The following is an 18,072-nucleotide window of genomic DNA, read 5'->3' as shown; positions in this document are numbered from 1 at the left end:
GTCAGGCCGGGCGGCCGGCGCGGCGCAGCAGGGTGACGGTCACCGCCCACACGACCACCAGCGCGATCCCGAGCAGCGGCCGGCCGAGCCACGCGAGCAGCACGCCGCCCGCCACGAACCACGCGGCCTGGAAGGTGTGCTTGGCCGGCGCCGACAACGCCACCCGCGCCTTCGGCGACCCGAAGACACCCCAGAGCACCGCGAGCAGCAGCGGCACGCCGACGGCGGCGAGCAGCCGGAGCGGAAGGCCCGCGTGCAACGCCCAACCCCACCGGGCGCCCACCACCAGCACCGCCAGCTCCAGCAGGAACAGCAGGAGGAGCCCGAGCGCGCGCGTCACGCCGTGCGCCCCTCGGGCCAGGATTTCAGGGCCGCGTCGAGCGTGCCGATCAGCCGGTCGTACGAGCGGTCGACGTCGTGCGGCAGGCCGAAGCCGCCGGCCGCCTCCAGCGAGACGAACCCGTGCAGGGCGCTGCGGAGCACCCGGGCGGCGTCGACCGCGTCGTCGCCGGTGATGCCGTAGCCGTGCAGCACCGCGAGGACCGCGCCGACGGCCCGCTCCCCCGCGTCGACGTGCTCCGGGTCGGTCGGGTCCGGCACGAGCTGGGTCGCCGGGTAGCGGCCCGGGTGCCGGTGCGCGTAGGCCCGGTAGGCGGCGGCGACGGCTCGCAGCGCGTCCGCGCCGGCGCGCCCGGCGGCGGCGGTCGTCAGCTCGGCGGCCAGCTCGGCGGTGGCGAACGCGGACAGCTTGCGGCTCAGCGCGTCCGCGCCGCGCACGTGCTTGTAGAGGCTGGGCAGCGCGACGCCGAGCCGGCCGGCGAGCGCGGCGAGCGTCAGCCGCTGCCAGCCGACCTCGTCGGCCAGCCGGGCCGCCTCGCGTACGACGGCCTGCTGGTTGAGCCCGGCCCTAGGCACCGCACACCGCCAGGAACGCGGTCAACTGCTCGGCGGTGCGCGCCGGCTGGTCGGCGTGCGGATAGTGGCCGGAATCGTCGATCATCCGCGCCTCGGCGGTGGCGAAGAGCCGCCGCGCGGCCCGCGCCTCGGCGCCGGGGTCGCGGAAGTCCGGGTCGCGGGCACCCATCAGCACCAGGACCGGCTGCCGGACCTCCCGCGCGCGGGTCGTCCAGTGCGGCTCGACCGGTGCCACGACGCCGCGTACGGCCGCCATCCGGCCGGGCTCCCGCAGGTTGGCGACCATCGCCCGCCGGTAGGCGTCGTCGTCGGCGGGACGGGTGACCGGGAAGAGCGTCCGGTGGAACCTCCCGAACAGCCGCGGGCTGCGCAGCACCGCCGCCTGGGCGAGGCGCATGGCCGGGTTGGGCTTCGGCACGGCGACGAACGCACCGATCAGCACGATCCCGTTGACCTGCCCGGGGGCGTCGGCGGCCGCGAAGACCACGGCGGCGGCGCTGGACGAGCTGCCGACCAGCACGGCGGGCTCGCCGCCGAGGTCACGGACAACGGCCAGCAGGTCGGCACCCACCTCGGCCGGGGCGTACGTCGGCCAGCCGACGCTGGACGCGCCGTGGCCCCGCACGTCGACCGCGGCCACCCGGTAGCCGGCCGCCACCAGCAGCGGGACCAGGTGCCGGTAGGAGCCGCGGTTCTCCCCCATGCCGTGGCTCAGGACGACCAGCGGCCCCGCCCCGTGCACCTCGTAGGCGACCCGACCGCCGGGACGCTCGACGTAGCTAACGCTCATAACCTTAAAGCTAATGCCATTAGCCTAAGTCGTCAAGCCGCGGCCCGGGACGGCTCCGAGACGAGAAGGGGCCGGCGGGACGGAGGTCGCCGCCGGCCCCGCGGGACCGATGAGGGGTTGGTTACTTCTTCGAGACCAACGCCCGCGCGAAGAACGCGAGGTTGGCGGGGCGCTCGGCGAGGCGGCGCATGAGGTAGCCGTACCACTGGTCGCCGTACGGGACGTACGTGCGCACCGTGTAGCCCTCGCCAACCAGCCGGCTCTGCTCCTCCGGACGGATGCCGTAGAGCATCTGGAACTCGAACCGCTCCGGCCCACGGTCGAACCAGCGGGCCCGGTCCTCACCGATGGCGATCAGCCTCGGGTCATGGGTGGCGAGCATCGGGTAACCGTCGCCGGACATCAGGATGTTCATGCACCGCACGTAGGACTTGTCCACCTCCTGGGTGGACTGGTAGGCCACCGACTCCGGCTCCTTGTAGGCACCCTTGCAGAGCCGCACCCGGGAACCGGCCGTGGCCAGCTCGCGGCAGTCCGACTCGGTGCGCCGCAGGTACGCCTGGAGCACCGCGCCGGTCGACGGATAGTCCTTGCGCAGCTTGGCCAGGATCTCCAGCGTCGAGTCGGTGGTGGTGTGGTCCTCCATGTCCAGGGTGACCGTGGTGCCCACCGCGTCGGCGGCGGCGCAGATCGCGCGCGCGTTGTCGTACGCGAGCTGCTCGTCGAACATCTGGCCGAGCGCGGAGAGCTTCACGCTGACCTCGGCCGGCGGGGTCAGCCCCGCGTCGCCGAGCAGCCGCAGCAGCCGCAGGTACTCGTCCCGCGTGGCGTTGGCCTGATCGGGGGTGACGGTGTCCTCGCCGAGGTTGTCGAGAGTGACCGCGAGACCGTCGTTGACGAGCGCGCGGGTGGCGCGCAACGCGTCGTCGGTCGTGGCGCCGGCCACGAACCGGCGGACGACGTCCCGGGTGAACGGGGCCGTCGCGACGAGCCGCTCGACCTGGGATGACCGGGAGGCGGCGAGGATGACGGAACGGAGCATGAGCCGAGCGTAACGCCCGGCCAGGCGCCCGTGCGGAGAGGCGGCCCGGGGGCCGGGAGGGGCGGCGGACGTGGCGCGGATCGGCTACAACGATGCCGTGGAACGACACCCCCACCGCCGGCTCCGGTCGGCCTCCGTGCAGCTCGGCGCGCTCACCGCGCTGGCCCTCGCCCTCTCCGGCTGCAACATGACCTCCGACGACGATGACGACTGCGCGCTCGGCCCTACGGGTGGCGGCGACACGACCGTGGCGATGGGCATGCGCCTCGCGCAGCCGGTCGCGGCGCGCACCGCGCCCGAGCCGACCCTCGCGGCCGTGCCCGAGCGCGGCGGCTTCGGCACCCATCTCGCCTCCTGCGGCGGCTGAGGTGCGGCGGCAGGCAACCACCCCGCGTCCGGGCTGGGACGCCACCATCCGGGAGCAGGGGCTGGTGTACGTCGACACCGAGCTGCCCGACGGCGGGGTGATGTCGTACTGGGACGAGAGCGCGGCGTACGCCTTCGACCTCGACGAGGTGCTGCGGCTGGAGGAGGCGACCGAGGAGCTGCACCGGATGTCGGTGGCCGCCGCCGAGCACGTCGTGGCGCGCGGCCGGTACGCCGAGTTCGGCATCCCCGCCTGGGCCGCCGAGGCGGTGGCCCGGTCCCTGCGGGAGGCGCCGCCCAGCCTCTACGGCCGCTTCGACCTCTGGTACGACGGCACCTGGCCGCCGAAGCTGCTGGAGTACAACGCCGACACCCCCACCGCCCTGGTCGAGGCCGCGATCGTCCAGTGGTACTGGCTGGAGCACACCCGACCCGAGCTGGACCAGTGGAACAGCCTGCACGAGCGGCTCGTCGCCGCCTGGGCGAAGATCGGCGCGGGCCTGCACGACCGCCGGGTGCACGTGGTCTGGTCCAGCGAGGAGGAGTCGGGCGAGGACCACATGACGGCCGGCTACCTGGCCGAGACCGCCCGCCAGGCCGGGCTGACCGTCGAGCTGCTGCCCATCCAGCAGATCGGCTGGGACGGCCGGCGCTTCGTCGACGCGGCCGACGAGCCCGTCACCACCTGCTTCAAGCTCTACCCCTGGGAGTGGATGCTGGCCGAGCCGTACGGGCGGCTGGCGCTGGAGCCGGGCACCCCCACGACCTGGATCGAGCCGGCCTGGAAGCTGCTGCTCTCCAACAAGGCGCTGCTCGCCGTCCTGTGGGAGCTCTATCCGGGGCACGAGTACCTGTTGCCCGCGTACCTCGACTCGCCGCGCGGCATGCCGGAGTACGTGGCGAAGCCGCTGCTCGGCCGGGAGGGCGGCTCGGTGCGGATCGTCACCCCCGCCGAGGAGATCACCAACCCGGGCATCTACGGCGACGAGGGCTGGTGCTACCAGGAGTTCCGCCCGCTGCCCGAGTTCGCGGGCAACCGGATGGTGCTGGGCAGCTGGGTCGTCGACGGAGAATCGGCCGGCGCCGGCGTACGCGAGAGCGCGAGTCTGATCACCGACGGCTACGCGCGTTTCCTGCCGCACTACATCGACGCGCCGCGTCCCGGCTGAGTCGTCTACCGTTGGGGCGTGAACTTCGACGCGTACGCCCGGACCGGCGTTGACCTCGTCAACGCCCGCCTGGACGACCTCGACGACCTGCGGGCCCTCTTCCCCGACACCAGCGCGTGGATGCGGGAGGAGGTCGCGGAGCGGGACCTGGCGATCTTCCGGCGGGCGCAGAAGCGCCTGCGCGACGTCTTCGAGTACGGCACCTCCGGCCGGGACGCCGACGCGGTGGCCGAACTCAACGCGCTGCTGGAGGCCTACCCGGTGCAGCCGCGCATCTCGGGCCACGACTCCAGCGACTGGCACATGCACGTGACCAGCCGGGGCGCCTCGGTGAGCGCCGAATACCTGGCCGGCGCGGTCTGGGGCCTCTCGGTCTGGCTGTGCGAGTACGGCAGCGCCCGGTTCGGCGTCTGCGCCGACGAGCGTTGCGGCAACGTCTACCTGGACACCTCGTCGAACTGCTGCCGGCGGTTCTGCTCGGAGCGCTGCGCCACCCGCTCCCACGTGGCCGCCCACCGGGCCCGCAAGCGCGCGGCCATCGGCGAGCAGGCCAGCGTGGCCGCCCAGCCGGCGACCGCCGCGTCGCTCACCCCGGTCAGCTGAGGTCGCCGTCGTCGCCGCTCCCGGCGGCGACGACCCGCCTCGGCGGTCAGGCGTCGACCGGGGACGGGGTGCTCAGGTGCTGGCGAGCGAAGTCCAGCGCGGCCCGCAGGTCGGCCTCGCGGACGGCGCGGCTGCGCGCGCCCCGCGTCGACACCTCCACCGCCACCGAGCCGGTGAAGCCCCGACCGGCCAGCGACCGCAGCAGCTCCGCGCACGGCTGGGTGCCCCGGCCCGGGACGAGGTGCTCGTCGCGCCCCTCGCCCGTGCCGTCGCCCAGGTGCACGTGCGCCAGCGCGCCGCCCATCCGGTCGGCCATCTCCATCGAGTCGGTGTGCGACGCGGCGCAGTGCGACAGGTCGAGCGTGTAGGCGGGGTAGCCGGTCTCGGTCGGGTCCCAGCCCGGGACGTACGGGACGAACTGCCGGCCGGCCATCCGCACCGGGTACATGTTCTCCACGGCGAACCGCAGCCCCGGGTAGCGGGCGGCGATGGTGTCGAGCCCCTCGCGGAAGGTCCGGGCATAGTCGCGCTGCCAGCTGAACGGGGGGTGCACGACCACGGTCGGCGCTCCCAGCGCCTCGGCCATCTCCGCCGAGCGGCGCAGCCGCTCCCACGGGTCGGGGCTCCACACCCGCTGGGTGACCAGCAGGCAGGGCGCGTGGACGGAGAGCACCGGAACCCCGTAGTGCTGGGCGAGGCCGCTCAGCGCACCGGTGTCCTGGCTGACGGCGTCCGTCCAGACCATGACCTCGATCCCGTCGTAGCCGAGGGCCGCGGCCACCTGGAAGGCCGCCGCGGTCCGCTCCGGGAAGACCGAGGAGCTGGAGAGGAGCACCGGGACTCGGGACGTCACATCCGCCAGCGTAGCCCCGTCCGGCCGGCGGCACATCGTGACGAGCGACCGCAAAGCGGCGGGAACTGGCCGCGCGGAGCGCCCGCCCGAGCCACGGCCAGCGCGGTGGTTCAGCCCGGACCGAGTTGGTCGAGGCGGCGCAGGATGACACCCTCCCGCAGCGCCCACGGGCAGATGCTCAGCTTGTCGACGTCCAACGTACGCATCACCGCCTCGGCCACCACCGCGCCGGCGAGCAGCTGGTGCGCCCGGCCCACGCTGACCCCCTCCAGCTCGGCGAGCTGTGCCGGCGGGATGTGCCGGATGAAGCCGATCACCTGACGCAGGCCGGTGCGGGTGAGGACCCGCTTGGCCCAGAGCCCGGCGCCCGAGGGCGCCGCCCCGGCCAGCCGAGCCAGGGTGCGGAACGTCTTCGAGGTGCCCACGGGCCGCTCCCAGCCCACGTCGACGATGTCCTTGATCACCGGGTCGAGCAGGGCGTCGACGTGCTCCCGCAGCTCCTCCACCGCCCGGGGCGGGGGCGGCACGTCGTCCTCGGGCGTCACCCGGAGCCGCTCGCGGGTCAGCCGGCCGGCCCCCAGCGGGAGCGAGACGGCGGCGGACGGGTCCTCGTCGATCCCGGCGGCGATCTCCAGCGAGCCGCCGCCGATGTCCAGCACCAGCAGCCGCCCCGCCGACCAGCCGAACCACCGCCGGACGGCGAGGAACGTCATCCGCGCCTCGTCCGCGCCGGAGAGCACCTCCAGCCGTACGCCGGTCTCGTCGCGGACCCGGGCCAGCACCTCGGCCGCGTTCGTGGCGTCCCGGACGGCCGAGGTGGCGAACGCGATCAGGTCGTCGGTGTTCAGCCCGGCGGCGGCCGCCTTGGCCATGCTCACCGCGCGGACCAGGGCGTCCGCGCCGGTCGGGGTCAGCGCACCGTCGGGGCCGATCTGCTCGGCCAGCCGCAGCACCACCTTCTCGGAGTGCGCCGGCCACGGGTGGGCGCCGTGGTGCGCGTCCACCACCAGCAGGTGCACGGTGTTGGAACCGACGTCGAGGACCCCCAGTCGCATGCCTCGACCCTAGGGCAACACGTTTCCAGGGCTCACCGGCCGGCACGCTTCTCCGCGCGTACGCTGGGCCGGGTGACGATGGAGCTCCGCGTACTGGTGGACGACCCGGGCGACCCGCGCAGCCGCGAGGTGCCGCTGGACTTCCCCCGGGAATGGATCGAGTTCGCCGACCCGGCCGACGAGAGCCACCTGATCCGGGCCGACCTGACCTGGTTGCTCTCCCGCTGGACCTGCATCTTCGGCCAGGGGTGTCACGGCATCGTCGCCGGCCGGGCCGGCGACGGCTGCTGCTCGCACGGGGCGTTCTTCACCGACTCCGACGACGAGAAGCGGGTCCGCGCCGCCGTCAAGCGACTCACTCCGGAGACCTGGCAGCACTACCGCCGGGGTTTCAAGGCCTGGACCGAGAACGACACGATCGACGGCAAGAACCCGGCCCGCCGCACGGCCACGCGGGACGCGGAGGGCCCCTGCGTCTTCCTCAACGACGTCGACTTCCCGGGCGGGGGCGGCTGCGCCCTGCACGCGCAGGCGCTCCGCGACGGGGTGCACCCGCTGGAGTACAAGCCGGACGTGTGCTGGCAGCTGCCGATCCGCCGGGACCAGGAGTGGGTCAAGCGGCCGGACAACACCAAGGTGCTGGTGTCCACCCTGTCCGAGTTCGACCGGCGCGGCTGGGGCGCGGGCGGGCACGACCTCGACTGGTGGTGCACCTCCTCGACCGACGCGCACGTCGGCACCGACCCGATGTACGTCTCGTACGGCCCGGAGCTGACCGCGCTCATCGGCGCCCCCGCCTACGCGAAGCTGGCCGAACTCTGCGCGGCGCGCTCCCGCCACGGCCTGGTCGCCCCGCACCCCGCCGACCCGTCCTGACCGGGCCGGCCCCGGTCGGGGCACGGCCGGCCGGGGCCGATCAGGGCTCGAACTTGTAGCCGAGACCGCGCACGGTGACGATGTACCGCGGCGCGGACGGCTCCGGCTCGATCTTGGAGCGGAGGCGCTTGACGTGCACGTCCAGGGTCTTGGTGTCGCCGACGTAGTCCGCGCCCCAGACCCGGTCGATGAGCTGGCCCCGGGTGAGCACCCGCCCGGCGTTGCGGAGCAGCAGCTCCAGCAGCTCGAACTCCTTCAGCGGTAGCTGCACCGGAGCGCCGTCGACGGTCACCACGTGCCGCTCGATGTCCATCCGCACCGGTCCGGCCGCCAGCGTCGGGGCGCCCGACTCGACCGCCTCCGGCGTCTGCCGGCGCAGCACGGCCCGGATGCGGGCCACCAGCTCGCGCGGCGAGTACGGCTTGGTCACGTAGTCGTCGGCGCCGATCTCGAGGCCGACCACCTTGTCGATCTCGCTGTCCCGTGCGGTGACCATGATGATCGGGACGTGCGAGCGCTGCCGGAGCTGCCGGCACACCTCAGTTCCCGACATTTCGGGCAGCATCAGGTCCAGCAGCACGATGTCGGCGCCCGTCCGGTCGAACTCCGTCAGGGCCGTGGGGCCCGTGGCGGCGACGGAGACCTCGAAGCCCTCCTTGCGGAGCATGTACGACAGGGCGTCGGAGAACGACTCCTCGTCCTCGACCACCAGAACGCGGCTCAACGGGTTTTCCTTTCCATTGCTGTCAGACCTGCCGAAGCTCGGCCGAACCGGACTCGATCCCAGCCCCTGGCAGTGTCGTCAGGAGGTCTTCCGGAGGACGGGCGGGCAGCCGGAGGGTGAACGTCGACCCACCACCAAGAGTGCTCGACACGTCGACCCGTCCGCCATGGTTGCTCGCGATGTGTTTGACGATGGCCAGCCCCAGTCCCGTGCCGCCGGTCGCGCGCGAGCGCGCCTGGTCGGCCCGGTAGAACCGCTCGAAGATCCGGTCCACGTCGGTGGGCGCGATGCCGATGCCCTGGTCGGCCACCGCGATCTCGACGTGCTCCTCGTCGCCGCCGACGGTGATGCGTACCGTCGTGCCGTCGGCCGAGTAGTTCACGGCGTTCTCGACCAGGTTCGCCACCGCGGTGGCGAGCTGGGTGTCGCTGCCGTACGCCGTCCTACCCCGCTCCCCCTCGACCAGCACCTCGATGTCCCGGGCCGAGGCGGTGGTGCGGGTGCGGTCGACCACCTCGGCGACCACCCAGTCCACCGACACGGGCTCGGGCGCCGGCTGCGGCTCGGCCCCCTGCAGGCGGGTCAGTTCGAGCAGTTCCTGCACCAACCGGCCGAGCCGGGTGGACTCGTGCTGGATGCGCTCGGCGAACCGGCGGGCGGCGACCATGTCCTCGGACAGGTCCGGCGCCGCGTCGGTGGCCGGCTCGGTGGCGTCCAGCAGCGCCTCGGCCAGCAGTTGCAGCGCGCCGATCGGCGTCTTCAGCTCGTGACTGACGTTGGCCACGAAGTCCCGGCGCACCCGGGCCAGCCGGTGCGACTCGGTCACGTCGGCCGCCTCCACGGCGATGTAGCCGCCACCGACCCCCATGGCCCGCAGGTGCACGCCGAGCGGGTTGTCTCCCGCGTTGTCGCGGCCCCGCGGCAGGTCCAGCTCGATCTCGCGCCGGATGCCCGTGCGCCGCACCTGGCCGGCGAGCGTACGGATCAGCGGGTGCGCCGCTATCGAGCCCGGGGTGGTCCCGGTGCGCAACAGGCCCATCGCCCGCGCGGCGGGGTTGACCAGTACGGGTACGTCGTCCGGGTCCAGCACGACGACCCCGGCTCGGAGCGAGTCGATGGTACGGCGGCCGAGCCCGGCGTGCGGATCCTCGGCTATCGCGGGCCTCCCCCTGTTCACCAGGGAGCTGCCGCTCCCCGTCGACCTGTCCCGGCGGACGAGCGCCGCCCGGATCCGGGGCAGGAGGATCCCGGCGACCACTCCGGCCACCAGCGCCACGGCCACGGCGACCGCCACCACCCACTCCACCCGGCGATCGTAGGGTCATTGTTAACCTGGCGAACGCCCAGAACGGGATGAATCAGGCTCGCTTCCCGCAAAATTCACGTAACCGTCCGGTGTCGTTCACCGGGGTTCATGTCGGGTCCGCCCGTGCCCCCTACCGTGGTCGGGACACACCGCTCAGCCCCCTGCGCCGGCCGCGGCCGGCCACGACCCCCCAACAGGACGTGACAATGCGCGACGAGTTCCGGGCCGACCTGCACCTCGTGAGCCAGCTGCTGGTGGACATGGCCGAGGGGATCCGGTCCGCCATGCGGCAGGCTACCCGGGCCCTGCTCACCGCCGACCGGCAGGCGGCCGAGACGGTCATCGAGCGGGACGCCGAGATCGACGACCTCTACCGGCACGTGGAGGAGCGGGTCTGCGACCTGCTGGCCCGGCAGGCGCCGGTCGCCTCCGACCTGCGTGCCATGATCACCGCCCTGCACGTCGCCGCCGACCTGGAGCGCATGGGCGACCTCGCCGACCACGTGGCGAAGACGGCGCTGCGCCGGCACCCCTCGCCGGCCGTCCCGGCGGAGCTGCGCGAGATCTTCACCGAGATGGCGTCGATCGCCGACCGCATGGCGGAGAAGATCGCCTCGGTGCTGGCCAAGCCCGACGCCGACATCGCCGCCGAGCTCGACCGGGACGACGACGCCATGGACGAGCTGCACAAGAGCCTCTTCGGCGTGCTGCTCGGGGAGAACTGGCCGTACGGGGTGGAGACCGCGATCGACGCCACCCTCCTGGGCCGCTTCTACGAGCGCTTCGCCGACCACGCGGTGAACGCCGGCGAACACGTGGTCTACCTGATCACCGGTGAGACCACGCCCACGCCGAACTGAGCCCCGACCGCACGAGAGGCCCCGCACCGACGCGTCCGGCGTCGGCGCGGGGCCTCCCTCGTCTCGGGGCGGAGCGGCTCAGCGCCCCTGGTTGGCGACCGCCGCGGCGGCCTCCTTGGCGGCCTCCGGGTCGAGGTACGTCCCGCCGAGGACCTGCGGACGCAGTTCGGGGCTCAGGTCGTACCGCAGCGGGATCCCGGTCGGGATGTTGAGCTTGGCGATCGCCTCGTCGGAGATCTGGTCGAGGTGCTTCACGAGGGCACGCAGCGAGTTGCCGTGCGCCGCCACCAGCACCGTGCGACCGGCCAGGATGTCCGGCACGATCGAGTCGTACCAGTACGGCAGCATCCGCTCGACGACGTCCTTCAGGCACTCCGTACGCGGCATCAGCTCGGTCGGCAGCAGCGCGTACCGCGGGTCGCCGACCTGCGACCACTCGTCGTCGTCCGCGATGGGCGGTGGTGGGGTGTCGTACGAGCGCCGCCAGAGCATGAACTGCTCCTCGCCGTACTCGTCGAGGGTCTGCTTCTTGTTCTTGCCCTGCAGAGCGCCGTAGTGCCGCTCGTTGAGCCGCCACGACCGGCGCACCGCGATCCAGTGCCGGTCGGCCGCGCTCAGCGCCAGCTCGGCGGTGCGGATCGCCCGGCGCAGCACGCTCGTGTGCACCACGTCCGGCAGCAGGTTGTGTTCGCGGAGCAGTTCACCACCGCGCCGCGCCTCGGCCTCACCCTTGGTGGTCAGGTCGACGTCGACCCAGCCGGTGAAGAGGTTCTTGGCGTTCCAGTCACTCTCGCCGTGCCGCAGCAGGACCAGCGTCCCGACGGTAGGCCCCTCGCTCGCAGTCATGCGGATCATCCTGCCGTACCGCGTGGCCGGACATGCCGGGACCCGTCGTGACGACCACCACGTGGAAAAGCGGGTGACCGGGGCTTCGCCGCGCCACTAGGTTGTAAGGCGCTTGCGATAGATCGGTCATTACCACGGCGGGGGCGCGCGGATGCGGACGGTACGAGGCTGGCTGCGGGACACGGCGGGCGGGTTGCCGACCCGGTTCTGGTACCTGTGGACCGGGACGCTGATCAACCGGCTCGGCTCGTTCGTCCTGGTCTTCCTCGCCATCTACCTCACCCAGGAACGCGGCTTCTCCGCCTCCCAGGCCGGCCTGGTCATCGGCCTCTGGGGGGTCGGCGGCGCGGTCGGCACCACGGTCGGCGGCACGCTGGCCGACCGGTGGGGACGGCGGCCCACCCTGTTCACCGCGCACCTCGGCGCGGCCACGATGATGCTGGCGCTCGGCCTGGCCCGGCCGCTCTGGGCCGTGGCGGTCGGCGCGCTGCTGCTCGGGGCCTTCGCCGAGGCGGCCCGCCCGGCGTTCGGCGCCATGATGATCGACGTGGTGCCGGAGAAGGACCGGCTGCGCGCCTTCTCGCTGAACTACTGGGCGATCAACCTCGGCTTCGCCTGCGCCGCCGTGCTCGCCGGTTTCGCCGCCCAGGCCGGCTACCTGCTGCTCTTCGTGGTCGACGCGATCACCACGCTGGTCACCGCGGTGATCATCTTTACCCGGGTCGGCGAGACCCGGCGCACCGCGCCGGTCAGCAAGGGCGCGGCCGCCCCGACGGGCGCCCTGCGCACGATCCTCGGCGACCGCATCTTCCTCGGCTTCGTGGTGCTCAACCTCTTCGCCGCGCTGCTGTTCCTCCAGCACATCTCGATGCTGCCGATCGCCATGGGCGATTCCGGGCTGAGCCCCGCCACCTACGGCTCGGTGATCGCGCTGAACGGCGTGCTGATCGTCGTGGGCCAGCTCTTCGTGCCGCGACTGATCCGGGGCCGGAGCCGGTCGCACGTGCTCGCGCTGGCCGCCCTCGTGACGGGCGTGGGCTTCGGGCTGACCGCGTTCGCCGACGCCGCGTGGTTCTACGGGCTGACCGTGCTGATCTGGACGCTCGGCGAGATGCTCAACTCCCCCTCCAACGCGACGCTCATCGCCGAGCTCTCCCCCGCCGAGCTGCGTGGCCGCTACCAGGGGGTCTTCTCCCTCTCGTGGCAGCTCGCGGGGGCGGCCGCGCCGATCCTCGGCGGACTCGTCCGGGAGCACGCCGGCAACACGGCGCTCTGGGCGGGCTGCGCCGTGGTCGGCGCCGTGATGGCCGTGGCCCACCTCGTCTCCGGTCCGGCGCGGGAGCGGCGGGCCGCCGCGCTGCGCGGTGCGGGCCGGCAGGTCACGCCGGTCACCACGATCGAGCCGCCGGCCCCGCAGGCCGCCGAGGCCGCCGCGACCGCCCCGGCCGAGCCCGTCCGGGCGAGCTGAGCGGACTCGGCCGACGCCCGCCGCCGGGTGTCCGATACCGTCGTCACGGGAAACGGTTAGGAAACCGAACAGTCTGGAGGGCGAGTGCGCGGCCTGCGGCGCTGGTGGCACGAGACCGCGGGCGGCCTCCCCGCCACCTTCTGGTACCTCTGGGCCGGCATCCTGATCAACCGGGCCGGCGCGTTCGCCATGCTCTTCCTGTCGCTCTACCTCACCGAGGCACGGGGGGCGAGCGCGGCGGTCGCGGGCACGGTGGTCGGGGCGTACGGGGCAGGCGGGGCGGTCGGCGTGCTGCTCGGCGGCGTGCTGGCCGACCGCTGGGGCCGGCGGGCCACGCTGCTCACGGCACACCTGGTCACCGCCGGCCTGATGGTCGCTCTGGCCCTCAGTCGCCATCTCGTGCTCATCGCCGTGCTCGCCGCGCTCGTCGGCGTGGTGCACTCGATGCCCAGCCCGGCGTTCGTGGCGGCGATCGTCGACATGGTGCCGGAGGAGCGGCGCTCGCGCGCGTTCAACCTCCAGTTCTGGGCGTTCAACCTCGGCATGGCTGTCGCGTCGCTGCTCGCCGGCGTGCTGGCCGAGGCGAGCTTCCTGGCGTTGTTCCTGGTCGACGCCGGCGCGACGCTGGCCACCGCGCTGGTCATCGCCTGGAAGGTGCCCGAGACGCTGCGCCGCGTCGCGTCTCCGGGGGCGGACGCCGCGCCACGTGGCACCCGCCGGCCGGGGCTGCTCACCGCGCTCACCGACCGGATCTTCCTGACCTTCGTCGGGCTGACGTTCGTGCTGGCCGTGCTGACCATGCAGACCTCGACGATCATGCCGCTGGCGATGCGTACGGACGGGCTCGGTCCCTCCGCGTACGGCCTCGTGGTGGCGCTCGGCGGCGCGCTGATCGTGCTGGGCCAGCTCTTCGTGCCGCGGCTCATCGACCGGCGCCGCAAGGACGTCGTGCTCGCGGCCTCCACGGGGCTCATGGCGGTCGGGTTCGGGGCGCTGGCCGTCGCCGACCAGCTGGCGGTCTACCTGCTCGCCTCGGTGGTCTGGACGATCGGCTCGATGCTCGCCGCCCCGCCGAACGCGCAGATCAACGCCGACCTGGCGCCGCCCGAGCTGCGCGGCCGCTACCAGTCGGTCTTCTACCTGACCTTCCCGGCCGCCTCGTTCGTCGCCCCCACCCTCGGCGGCGTGAGCCTCCAGTATCTCGGCAACGCCCACTGGCTCATCGTGGGCGGGCTCGGCCTGCTCGCGGCCGCCGGCCACCTGCTCGCCGGCCCACCCCGGGAGCGGCGCGTCGCGGCGCTGCTGAAGAGCCGGGCGACCGGCCCGACACCGACCGTGGAACGGATTCCTGCCGCCTAGCGTTCGGCACCAGCTCCAGCTCGCCTCACGCGTCGCCAAGATCGTGATGGTTCCGGGATCGGGTGGTGTCCGGGCACGCGGAGGCCACCCGATCCAGGACCAAGCACGGCCTTGCGGTAGAACACGCACAATGCCCACCACCGCAGAGGCAGTGGTGGGCATGTGGTGGGGCCGGCGGCGGCGGGCAACACTCACCCCCGTAAGCGTCGCCCGCTCGCGCCGCCGGTCCAAACAGGTGGGCACCGTCCCCCAACGGTTGAACCACCCGTCCCCTCGCGCCTCGCCTGGTGCGCGGATCTGATCGATCCGCCGCTCCCCCGAACGTTTCCAAGCGTGGCGCGGCGCAATAAAGTTAATTCGCCCGGATTACGGTTTCAACCCAGATCTACTGTCTCGCCGGTCACAACGCGTGGGTTGTCGCTGGTCCGGGCCACGCTCTGGCCAACAGCGCTTACCCGGCACGCATTCCCACAAACGCGTCAACCGTCCTCACGATCGGGTGATTCCGTCCGGAAGAAGTTGCTCTGCCGCCCGTCGCGCATCTGCTCCTGATAGATCAGGTTGAGCCGACGCAGGTCGAACGTGTGGAACCACTCGTCCCAGGTGATCTCCCGGATCCGGCTGCTCTCCCGGTAGCCCGGAATGTTGAACGTGAGCACACCGGCGCGGCCTTCCCGCTCCGTGCCCGCGATGGTCGCCGGTTTCGCCCCGCGATCCCGCGCCCAGCGCATGATCACCTCGTGGTCGCTGGTGACCAGGCTGCGGCCCGGGCGCTCCGGCCGATCCGCCACGGACGAGATCACCTGCGAGGAGTTCGCCGACCGGCTCGTACCGCGACCCGTCCGGATGCCGCCGGCCGCCGCGCCACCGCCGGCGCCCGTGCTCGTCGGCGCCGCGGTGGCCGTCCGGGCGGGCGCCGCCGCCGTCTTCCGTGCCGTCGCCGCCTTCTTCGCGACCGTCGTCTTCCGCGCGGGCGCGGCCTTCGCCGTCGCCGTCGTGCGCGCCGGCCCGGTCTTCTTCGCCGCCGTCGTCTTCCGCGCGGGCGCGGCCTTCGCCGTCGCCGTCGTGCGCGCCGGCCCGGTCTTCTTCGCCGCCACCGTCTTCCGAGCCGGCGCCGCCTTCGCCGTCGCCGTCTTCCGCCCCGGCGCGGTCTTCTTCGCCGCCGCCGTCTTGCGCGCCGGCGCCGCCTTCGCCGTGGCCGTCTTCCGAGCCGGCGCCGCCTTCGCCGTGGCCGTCTTGCGCGCGGGCGCGGTCTTCGCCGTCGCCGTCTTGCGCGCGGGCGCGGTCTTCTTCGCGGCCGTCGTCTTCTTGGCGGCGGTCTTCTTCGCCGCGGCCTTCTTCACGGCCGCCTTCTTGGCCGGCGCGCTCTTGTTCGCCGGTACCGCCTTGGCGCGGCCCGGAGCGGCCTTGCCCGCGCGTCCGGCGGCCGCCTTCTTCGTGGCCGACGGCCGGCCGGCGGCGCGGGTGCCGGCGGCCCGACCGGCCGGGCCGGTGGCCTTGCGCGCGGCGCCTCCACCGCGGCGCTCGGCGCGCAACGTCCGCACCAGTTCCTTCACCAGGTCCGGCTTGCGCATCGCGGAGATGCCCCGGACGCCACGCTTGCGGAGCTGGCCGCGGATGTCGTCCATCCGCATCCGGGAGATCTCCGTCTCCGAGATCGGCGGGGTGTTCGGGGTCTGGTTCCCCGCCCGCTCCCTGGTCCTCGTCGCAGTCCCGCCGCGACCTGAGCTGGTCCGCTGAGCCATGAGACGCTCACGCTCCTCGACAGTCCGTCCTCGGCGCGCGGTGTGTCCCAACGTGCCGCACCGCGCGGTGCGGCATACCCCTCAGGAGGACTCCGAACCTCTGGACGGTTCGAAGAGGTGGGCGAACGCGGCGAGATTCGCGGTGGATTCGCCGCGCTTGACCCGCCACTCCCATTCCCGCCGGATCGAGCTGCCGAAGCCGATCTCCAGCATCGTGTCGAACGACTCGTCGGCGTACGTCAGCACGGCACCGAGGAGACGGTCCAGCTCCTCGGCGTCCACCCCCGCCGGGTTGACCCGGCCGGTCAGGTAGACGTCGCCGACCGCGTCGATGGAGAAGGAGACCCCGTACATGCGGGCGTTGCGCTGGAGCAGCCAGGCCCACAGCTCCTCCCGCCGCTCGTCCGGCTGGCGCATCACGAACGCCTCGATCCGCAGCGCGTGCTCGCCCACGATGAGGTTGCAGATGGTCTTGAGCTTGTGGGTGCCGGGCAGGGTCACCGCGTACGAGTGGGGGCCGGTCGTCTCCCAGGCCAGTTCCCGCTCGTCGCAGACGGACTCGATCAGGGCCGCAAGATCGCTCTTCCCGCTCACCGGACCCACTCTACGGCCGCTCCGGCGCCCCCACCGGGCACCGCCCCCGGGGAGCGGGGCCTCACCAGGAGCAGGAGAAGGCGGCGTCACCGGCGAGCTGGGCGGTGAGCCGCTCCCGGTGCAGGTCCATCGCCTCGCCGTAGACACCGAGCAGGTTGGTAACCGTCCGGTTCCAGGAGAACCCCCGCGCGTGCCGCTCGGCGGCCCGCCCCATGGTGCGACGCCGCACCGGGTCGGGCAGGAGCCGGGCGAGCGTACGGGCCCAGTCGACCGGGTCGTGCCCGTCGATGAGCACTCCGCTCACCTGGTCCCGTACCGCGGTGACGAGACCGCCGACGGCGGCGGCCAGCACCGGCGTACCGCAGGCCTGGGCCTCCAGGGCGACCAGCCCGAACGACTCGTTGTGCGACGGCACCGCGACCAGGTCGGCGGCCCGGTACAGGGCGGGCAGGTCGTCCCCGGTCTGCGGTGGCAGGAAACGGATCCGGTCGCTGACGCCGAGCGAGGCGGCCAGTTCGATCAGCGCGGTCGGACGGTCCAGGCCACTACCGCTCGGGCCGCCACAGATCACCACGGTCAGCTGCTCCGCCAGCGCGGGGTCGTGCTCGCGGAGCGCGGCGGCGGCGCGCACCAGCACGTCGGGCGCCTTCAGCGGCTGGATCCGGCCGACGAACGCGACCACGTAGCCCCGGGCGGGCAGGCCGAGCCGCCGACGGGCGGCGGCGGTGGCCAGGTCCGGGTCGCCGGGCGCCGGCCGGAACCGCTCCAGGTCCACCCCGGGCTGGACGACGGCCACCCGGTCCGGGGCGGCCTCGTACCGCTCGATGAGGTCGCGAGCCTCGACCCGGGTGTTGGCCACCAGCCGGTCGGCCTCCGCGACCACCTGCTCCTCACCGATCACCCGCGCCTTGGGCTCCGGCCGGTCCCCCGCCGCGAGCTGCGCGTTCTTGACCTTGGCCAGGGTGTGGGCGGTGTGCACCAGGGGGACCCCCCAGCGCTCCTTGGCCAGCCAGCCGACCTGGCCGGAGAGCCAGTAGTGGGAGTGGATCAGGTCGTAGTGCCCGGGTGGACGGGCCGCCTCGGCGCGGAGCACCCCGGCCGTGAACGCGCACAGCTGCCCGGGCAGCTCCTCCTTCGTGAGCCCCTCGAGCGGGCCGGCGGTGATGTGCCGGACCTGCACACCCGGCGCCATCTCGACCACGGGAGGCAGATCACCGGACGTGGCCCGGGTGAAGATCTCCACCTCGACGTTCGCCTCGGCCAGCCGGCGGGCGACCTCCAGGATGTAGACGTTCATGCCGCCCGCGTCGCCGGTGCCCGGCTGGTGCAGGGGCGAGGTGTGCACCGAGAGGGTGGCGATGCGCCGAGGCCGCGGCCACGGTCGCGCTCCTCGCTGACGACCGACGCCGGTGTGCAGTTCCGCCACGTCCGCTCCCCTGGTCACGGTTGATGCCGTCTCGCACGCCCGGCGCTTCGGTCAACCTGTACGCCGGATCTCATC

20 protein-coding genes are annotated in these 18,072 nt (G+C 73.2%); 8 read left to right on the top strand and 12 right to left on the bottom strand.

The window, feature by feature from the left end; all coding sequences use genetic code 11:
• Window position 1: 1 nt before the first annotated feature.
• The 4 genes from SM573_RS08455 to SM573_RS08440 all read right to left on the bottom strand — a co-directional run bounded on the left by SM573_RS08455 (window position 2) and on the right by SM573_RS08440 (window position 2,747).
• Window positions 2-340: a YrdB family protein gene (locus SM573_RS08455; protein ID WP_474615860.1), complete on the bottom strand. Its 339-nt coding sequence runs from the start codon at window positions 338-340 to the stop codon at window positions 2-4.
• Entirely contained in the window at window positions 337-915 is a 579-nt protein-coding gene (locus SM573_RS08450; RefSeq protein ID WP_474611186.1) for a TetR-like C-terminal domain-containing protein, read from the bottom strand. The genes SM573_RS08455 and SM573_RS08450 overlap by 4 nt, the downstream gene beginning before the upstream one ends.
• Complete coding sequence (locus tag SM573_RS08445) at window positions 908-1,705, bottom strand: alpha/beta fold hydrolase (RefSeq protein WP_474611187.1); 798 nt, start codon at window positions 1,703-1,705, stop codon at window positions 908-910. Before SM573_RS08445 ends, SM573_RS08450 begins: the two co-directional genes overlap by 8 nt.
• Before the next feature lie 121 nt (window positions 1,706-1,826).
• Entirely contained in the window at window positions 1,827-2,747 is a 921-nt protein-coding gene (locus SM573_RS08440) for a proline dehydrogenase family protein (protein ID WP_474611188.1), read from the bottom strand.
• Between the two features lie 97 nt (window positions 2,748-2,844).
• On the opposite strand from SM573_RS08440, the gene SM573_RS08435 reads away from it, so the two are divergent.
• From SM573_RS08435 to SM573_RS08425, 3 genes are read left to right on the top strand one after another with little or no spacing between them, the layout of a single operon-like run.
• Window positions 2,845-3,114, top strand: coding sequence for a hypothetical protein (locus SM573_RS08435; protein WP_474611189.1), 270 nt, complete (start codon window positions 2,845-2,847; stop codon window positions 3,112-3,114).
• Between the two features lies 1 nt (window position 3,115).
• Window positions 3,116-4,282 carry a glutathionylspermidine synthase family protein gene (locus SM573_RS08430; RefSeq protein ID WP_474615859.1) on the top strand — a complete coding sequence of 389 codons (1,167 nt, stop codon included), beginning with the start codon at window positions 3,116-3,118 and terminating at the stop codon, window positions 4,280-4,282.
• A gap of 18 nt (window positions 4,283-4,300) precedes the next feature.
• On the top strand, window positions 4,301-4,885 hold the full coding sequence (locus SM573_RS08425; protein ID WP_474611191.1) for a CGNR zinc finger domain-containing protein: 585 nt from the start codon (window positions 4,301-4,303) through the stop codon (window positions 4,883-4,885).
• A gap of 46 nt (window positions 4,886-4,931) precedes the next feature.
• Here SM573_RS08425 and SM573_RS08420 read toward each other — a convergent pair whose 3' ends face one another.
• Together SM573_RS08420 and SM573_RS08415 are read right to left on the bottom strand one after the other, a co-directional pair.
• Complete coding sequence (locus SM573_RS08420; protein WP_474611192.1) at window positions 4,932-5,738, bottom strand: sugar phosphate isomerase/epimerase family protein; 807 nt, start codon at window positions 5,736-5,738, stop codon at window positions 4,932-4,934.
• Window positions 5,739-5,848: 110 nt separating this feature from the next.
• Window positions 5,849-6,793 carry a Ppx/GppA phosphatase family protein gene (locus SM573_RS08415; protein ID WP_474615858.1) on the bottom strand — a complete coding sequence of 315 codons (945 nt, stop codon included), beginning with the start codon at window positions 6,791-6,793 and terminating at the stop codon, window positions 5,849-5,851.
• A 78-nt stretch (window positions 6,794-6,871) separates the two neighbouring features.
• Between SM573_RS08415 and SM573_RS08410 the strand changes: the two genes are divergently transcribed.
• Window positions 6,872-7,669, top strand: a complete 798-nt coding sequence (locus SM573_RS08410; RefSeq protein WP_474611494.1) for a DUF3109 family protein — start codon at window positions 6,872-6,874, stop codon at window positions 7,667-7,669.
• Window positions 7,670-7,709: 40 nt separating this feature from the next.
• Here SM573_RS08410 and SM573_RS08405 read toward each other — a convergent pair whose 3' ends face one another.
• Together SM573_RS08405 and SM573_RS08400 are read right to left on the bottom strand one after the other, a co-directional pair.
• On the bottom strand, window positions 7,710-8,393 hold the full coding sequence (locus tag SM573_RS08405; RefSeq protein ID WP_474611194.1) for a response regulator transcription factor: 684 nt from the start codon (window positions 8,391-8,393) through the stop codon (window positions 7,710-7,712).
• Between the two features lie 22 nt (window positions 8,394-8,415).
• Window positions 8,416-9,699: a sensor histidine kinase gene (locus tag SM573_RS08400; RefSeq protein WP_474611195.1), complete on the bottom strand. Its 1,284-nt coding sequence runs from the start codon at window positions 9,697-9,699 to the stop codon at window positions 8,416-8,418.
• A gap of 206 nt (window positions 9,700-9,905) precedes the next feature.
• On the opposite strand from SM573_RS08400, the gene phoU reads away from it, so the two are divergent.
• Window positions 9,906-10,559, top strand: a complete 654-nt coding sequence (phoU, locus tag SM573_RS08395; protein WP_474611196.1) for a phosphate signaling complex protein PhoU — start codon at window positions 9,906-9,908, stop codon at window positions 10,557-10,559.
• A gap of 78 nt (window positions 10,560-10,637) precedes the next feature.
• On the opposite strand, the gene SM573_RS08390 is transcribed toward phoU, so the two are convergent.
• Entirely contained in the window at window positions 10,638-11,405 is a 768-nt protein-coding gene (locus tag SM573_RS08390) for a phosphoglyceromutase (RefSeq protein ID WP_474611197.1), read from the bottom strand.
• A gap of 151 nt (window positions 11,406-11,556) precedes the next feature.
• Here SM573_RS08390 and SM573_RS08385 point away from each other — a divergent pair, with 151 nt between their 5' ends.
• A complete protein-coding gene (locus tag SM573_RS08385; RefSeq protein WP_474611198.1) occupies window positions 11,557-12,873 on the top strand; it encodes an MDR family MFS transporter in 1,317 nt (438 codons plus the stop codon).
• Between the two features lie 84 nt (window positions 12,874-12,957).
• The gene (locus SM573_RS08380) at window positions 12,958-14,232 is read left to right on the top strand and encodes an MFS transporter (protein ID WP_474615857.1); all 1,275 of its coding nucleotides are present in this window, start codon (window positions 12,958-12,960) and stop codon (window positions 14,230-14,232) included.
• A 479-nt stretch (window positions 14,233-14,711) separates the two neighbouring features.
• Here SM573_RS08380 and SM573_RS08375 read toward each other — a convergent pair whose 3' ends face one another.
• Window positions 14,712-15,329 (bottom strand): hypothetical protein, encoded by a 618-nt coding sequence (locus SM573_RS08375; protein WP_474616050.1) that lies wholly within the window; start codon window positions 15,327-15,329, stop codon window positions 14,712-14,714.
• A gap of 520 nt (window positions 15,330-15,849) precedes the next feature.
• On the opposite strand from SM573_RS08375, the gene SM573_RS08370 reads away from it, so the two are divergent.
• Window positions 15,850-15,972 carry a hypothetical protein gene (locus SM573_RS08370; protein WP_474611200.1) on the top strand — a complete coding sequence of 41 codons (123 nt, stop codon included), beginning with the start codon at window positions 15,850-15,852 and terminating at the stop codon, window positions 15,970-15,972.
• A gap of 86 nt (window positions 15,973-16,058) precedes the next feature.
• Here the strand turns inward: SM573_RS08370 and SM573_RS08365 are convergent, their stop codons facing one another.
• Window positions 16,059-16,571 (bottom strand): type III secretion system chaperone family protein, encoded by a 513-nt coding sequence (locus SM573_RS08365; RefSeq protein WP_474611201.1) that lies wholly within the window; start codon window positions 16,569-16,571, stop codon window positions 16,059-16,061.
• A 61-nt stretch (window positions 16,572-16,632) separates the two neighbouring features.
• Window positions 16,633-17,997: a D-inositol-3-phosphate glycosyltransferase gene (mshA, locus tag SM573_RS08360; RefSeq protein ID WP_474611202.1), complete on the bottom strand. Its 1,365-nt coding sequence runs from the start codon at window positions 17,995-17,997 to the stop codon at window positions 16,633-16,635.
• Between the last annotated feature and the right edge of the window lie 75 nt (window positions 17,998-18,072).

The organism is Micromonospora xinjiangensis (assembly GCF_056150165.1).
This window is presented reverse-complemented; position numbering and strand designations above follow the sequence as displayed.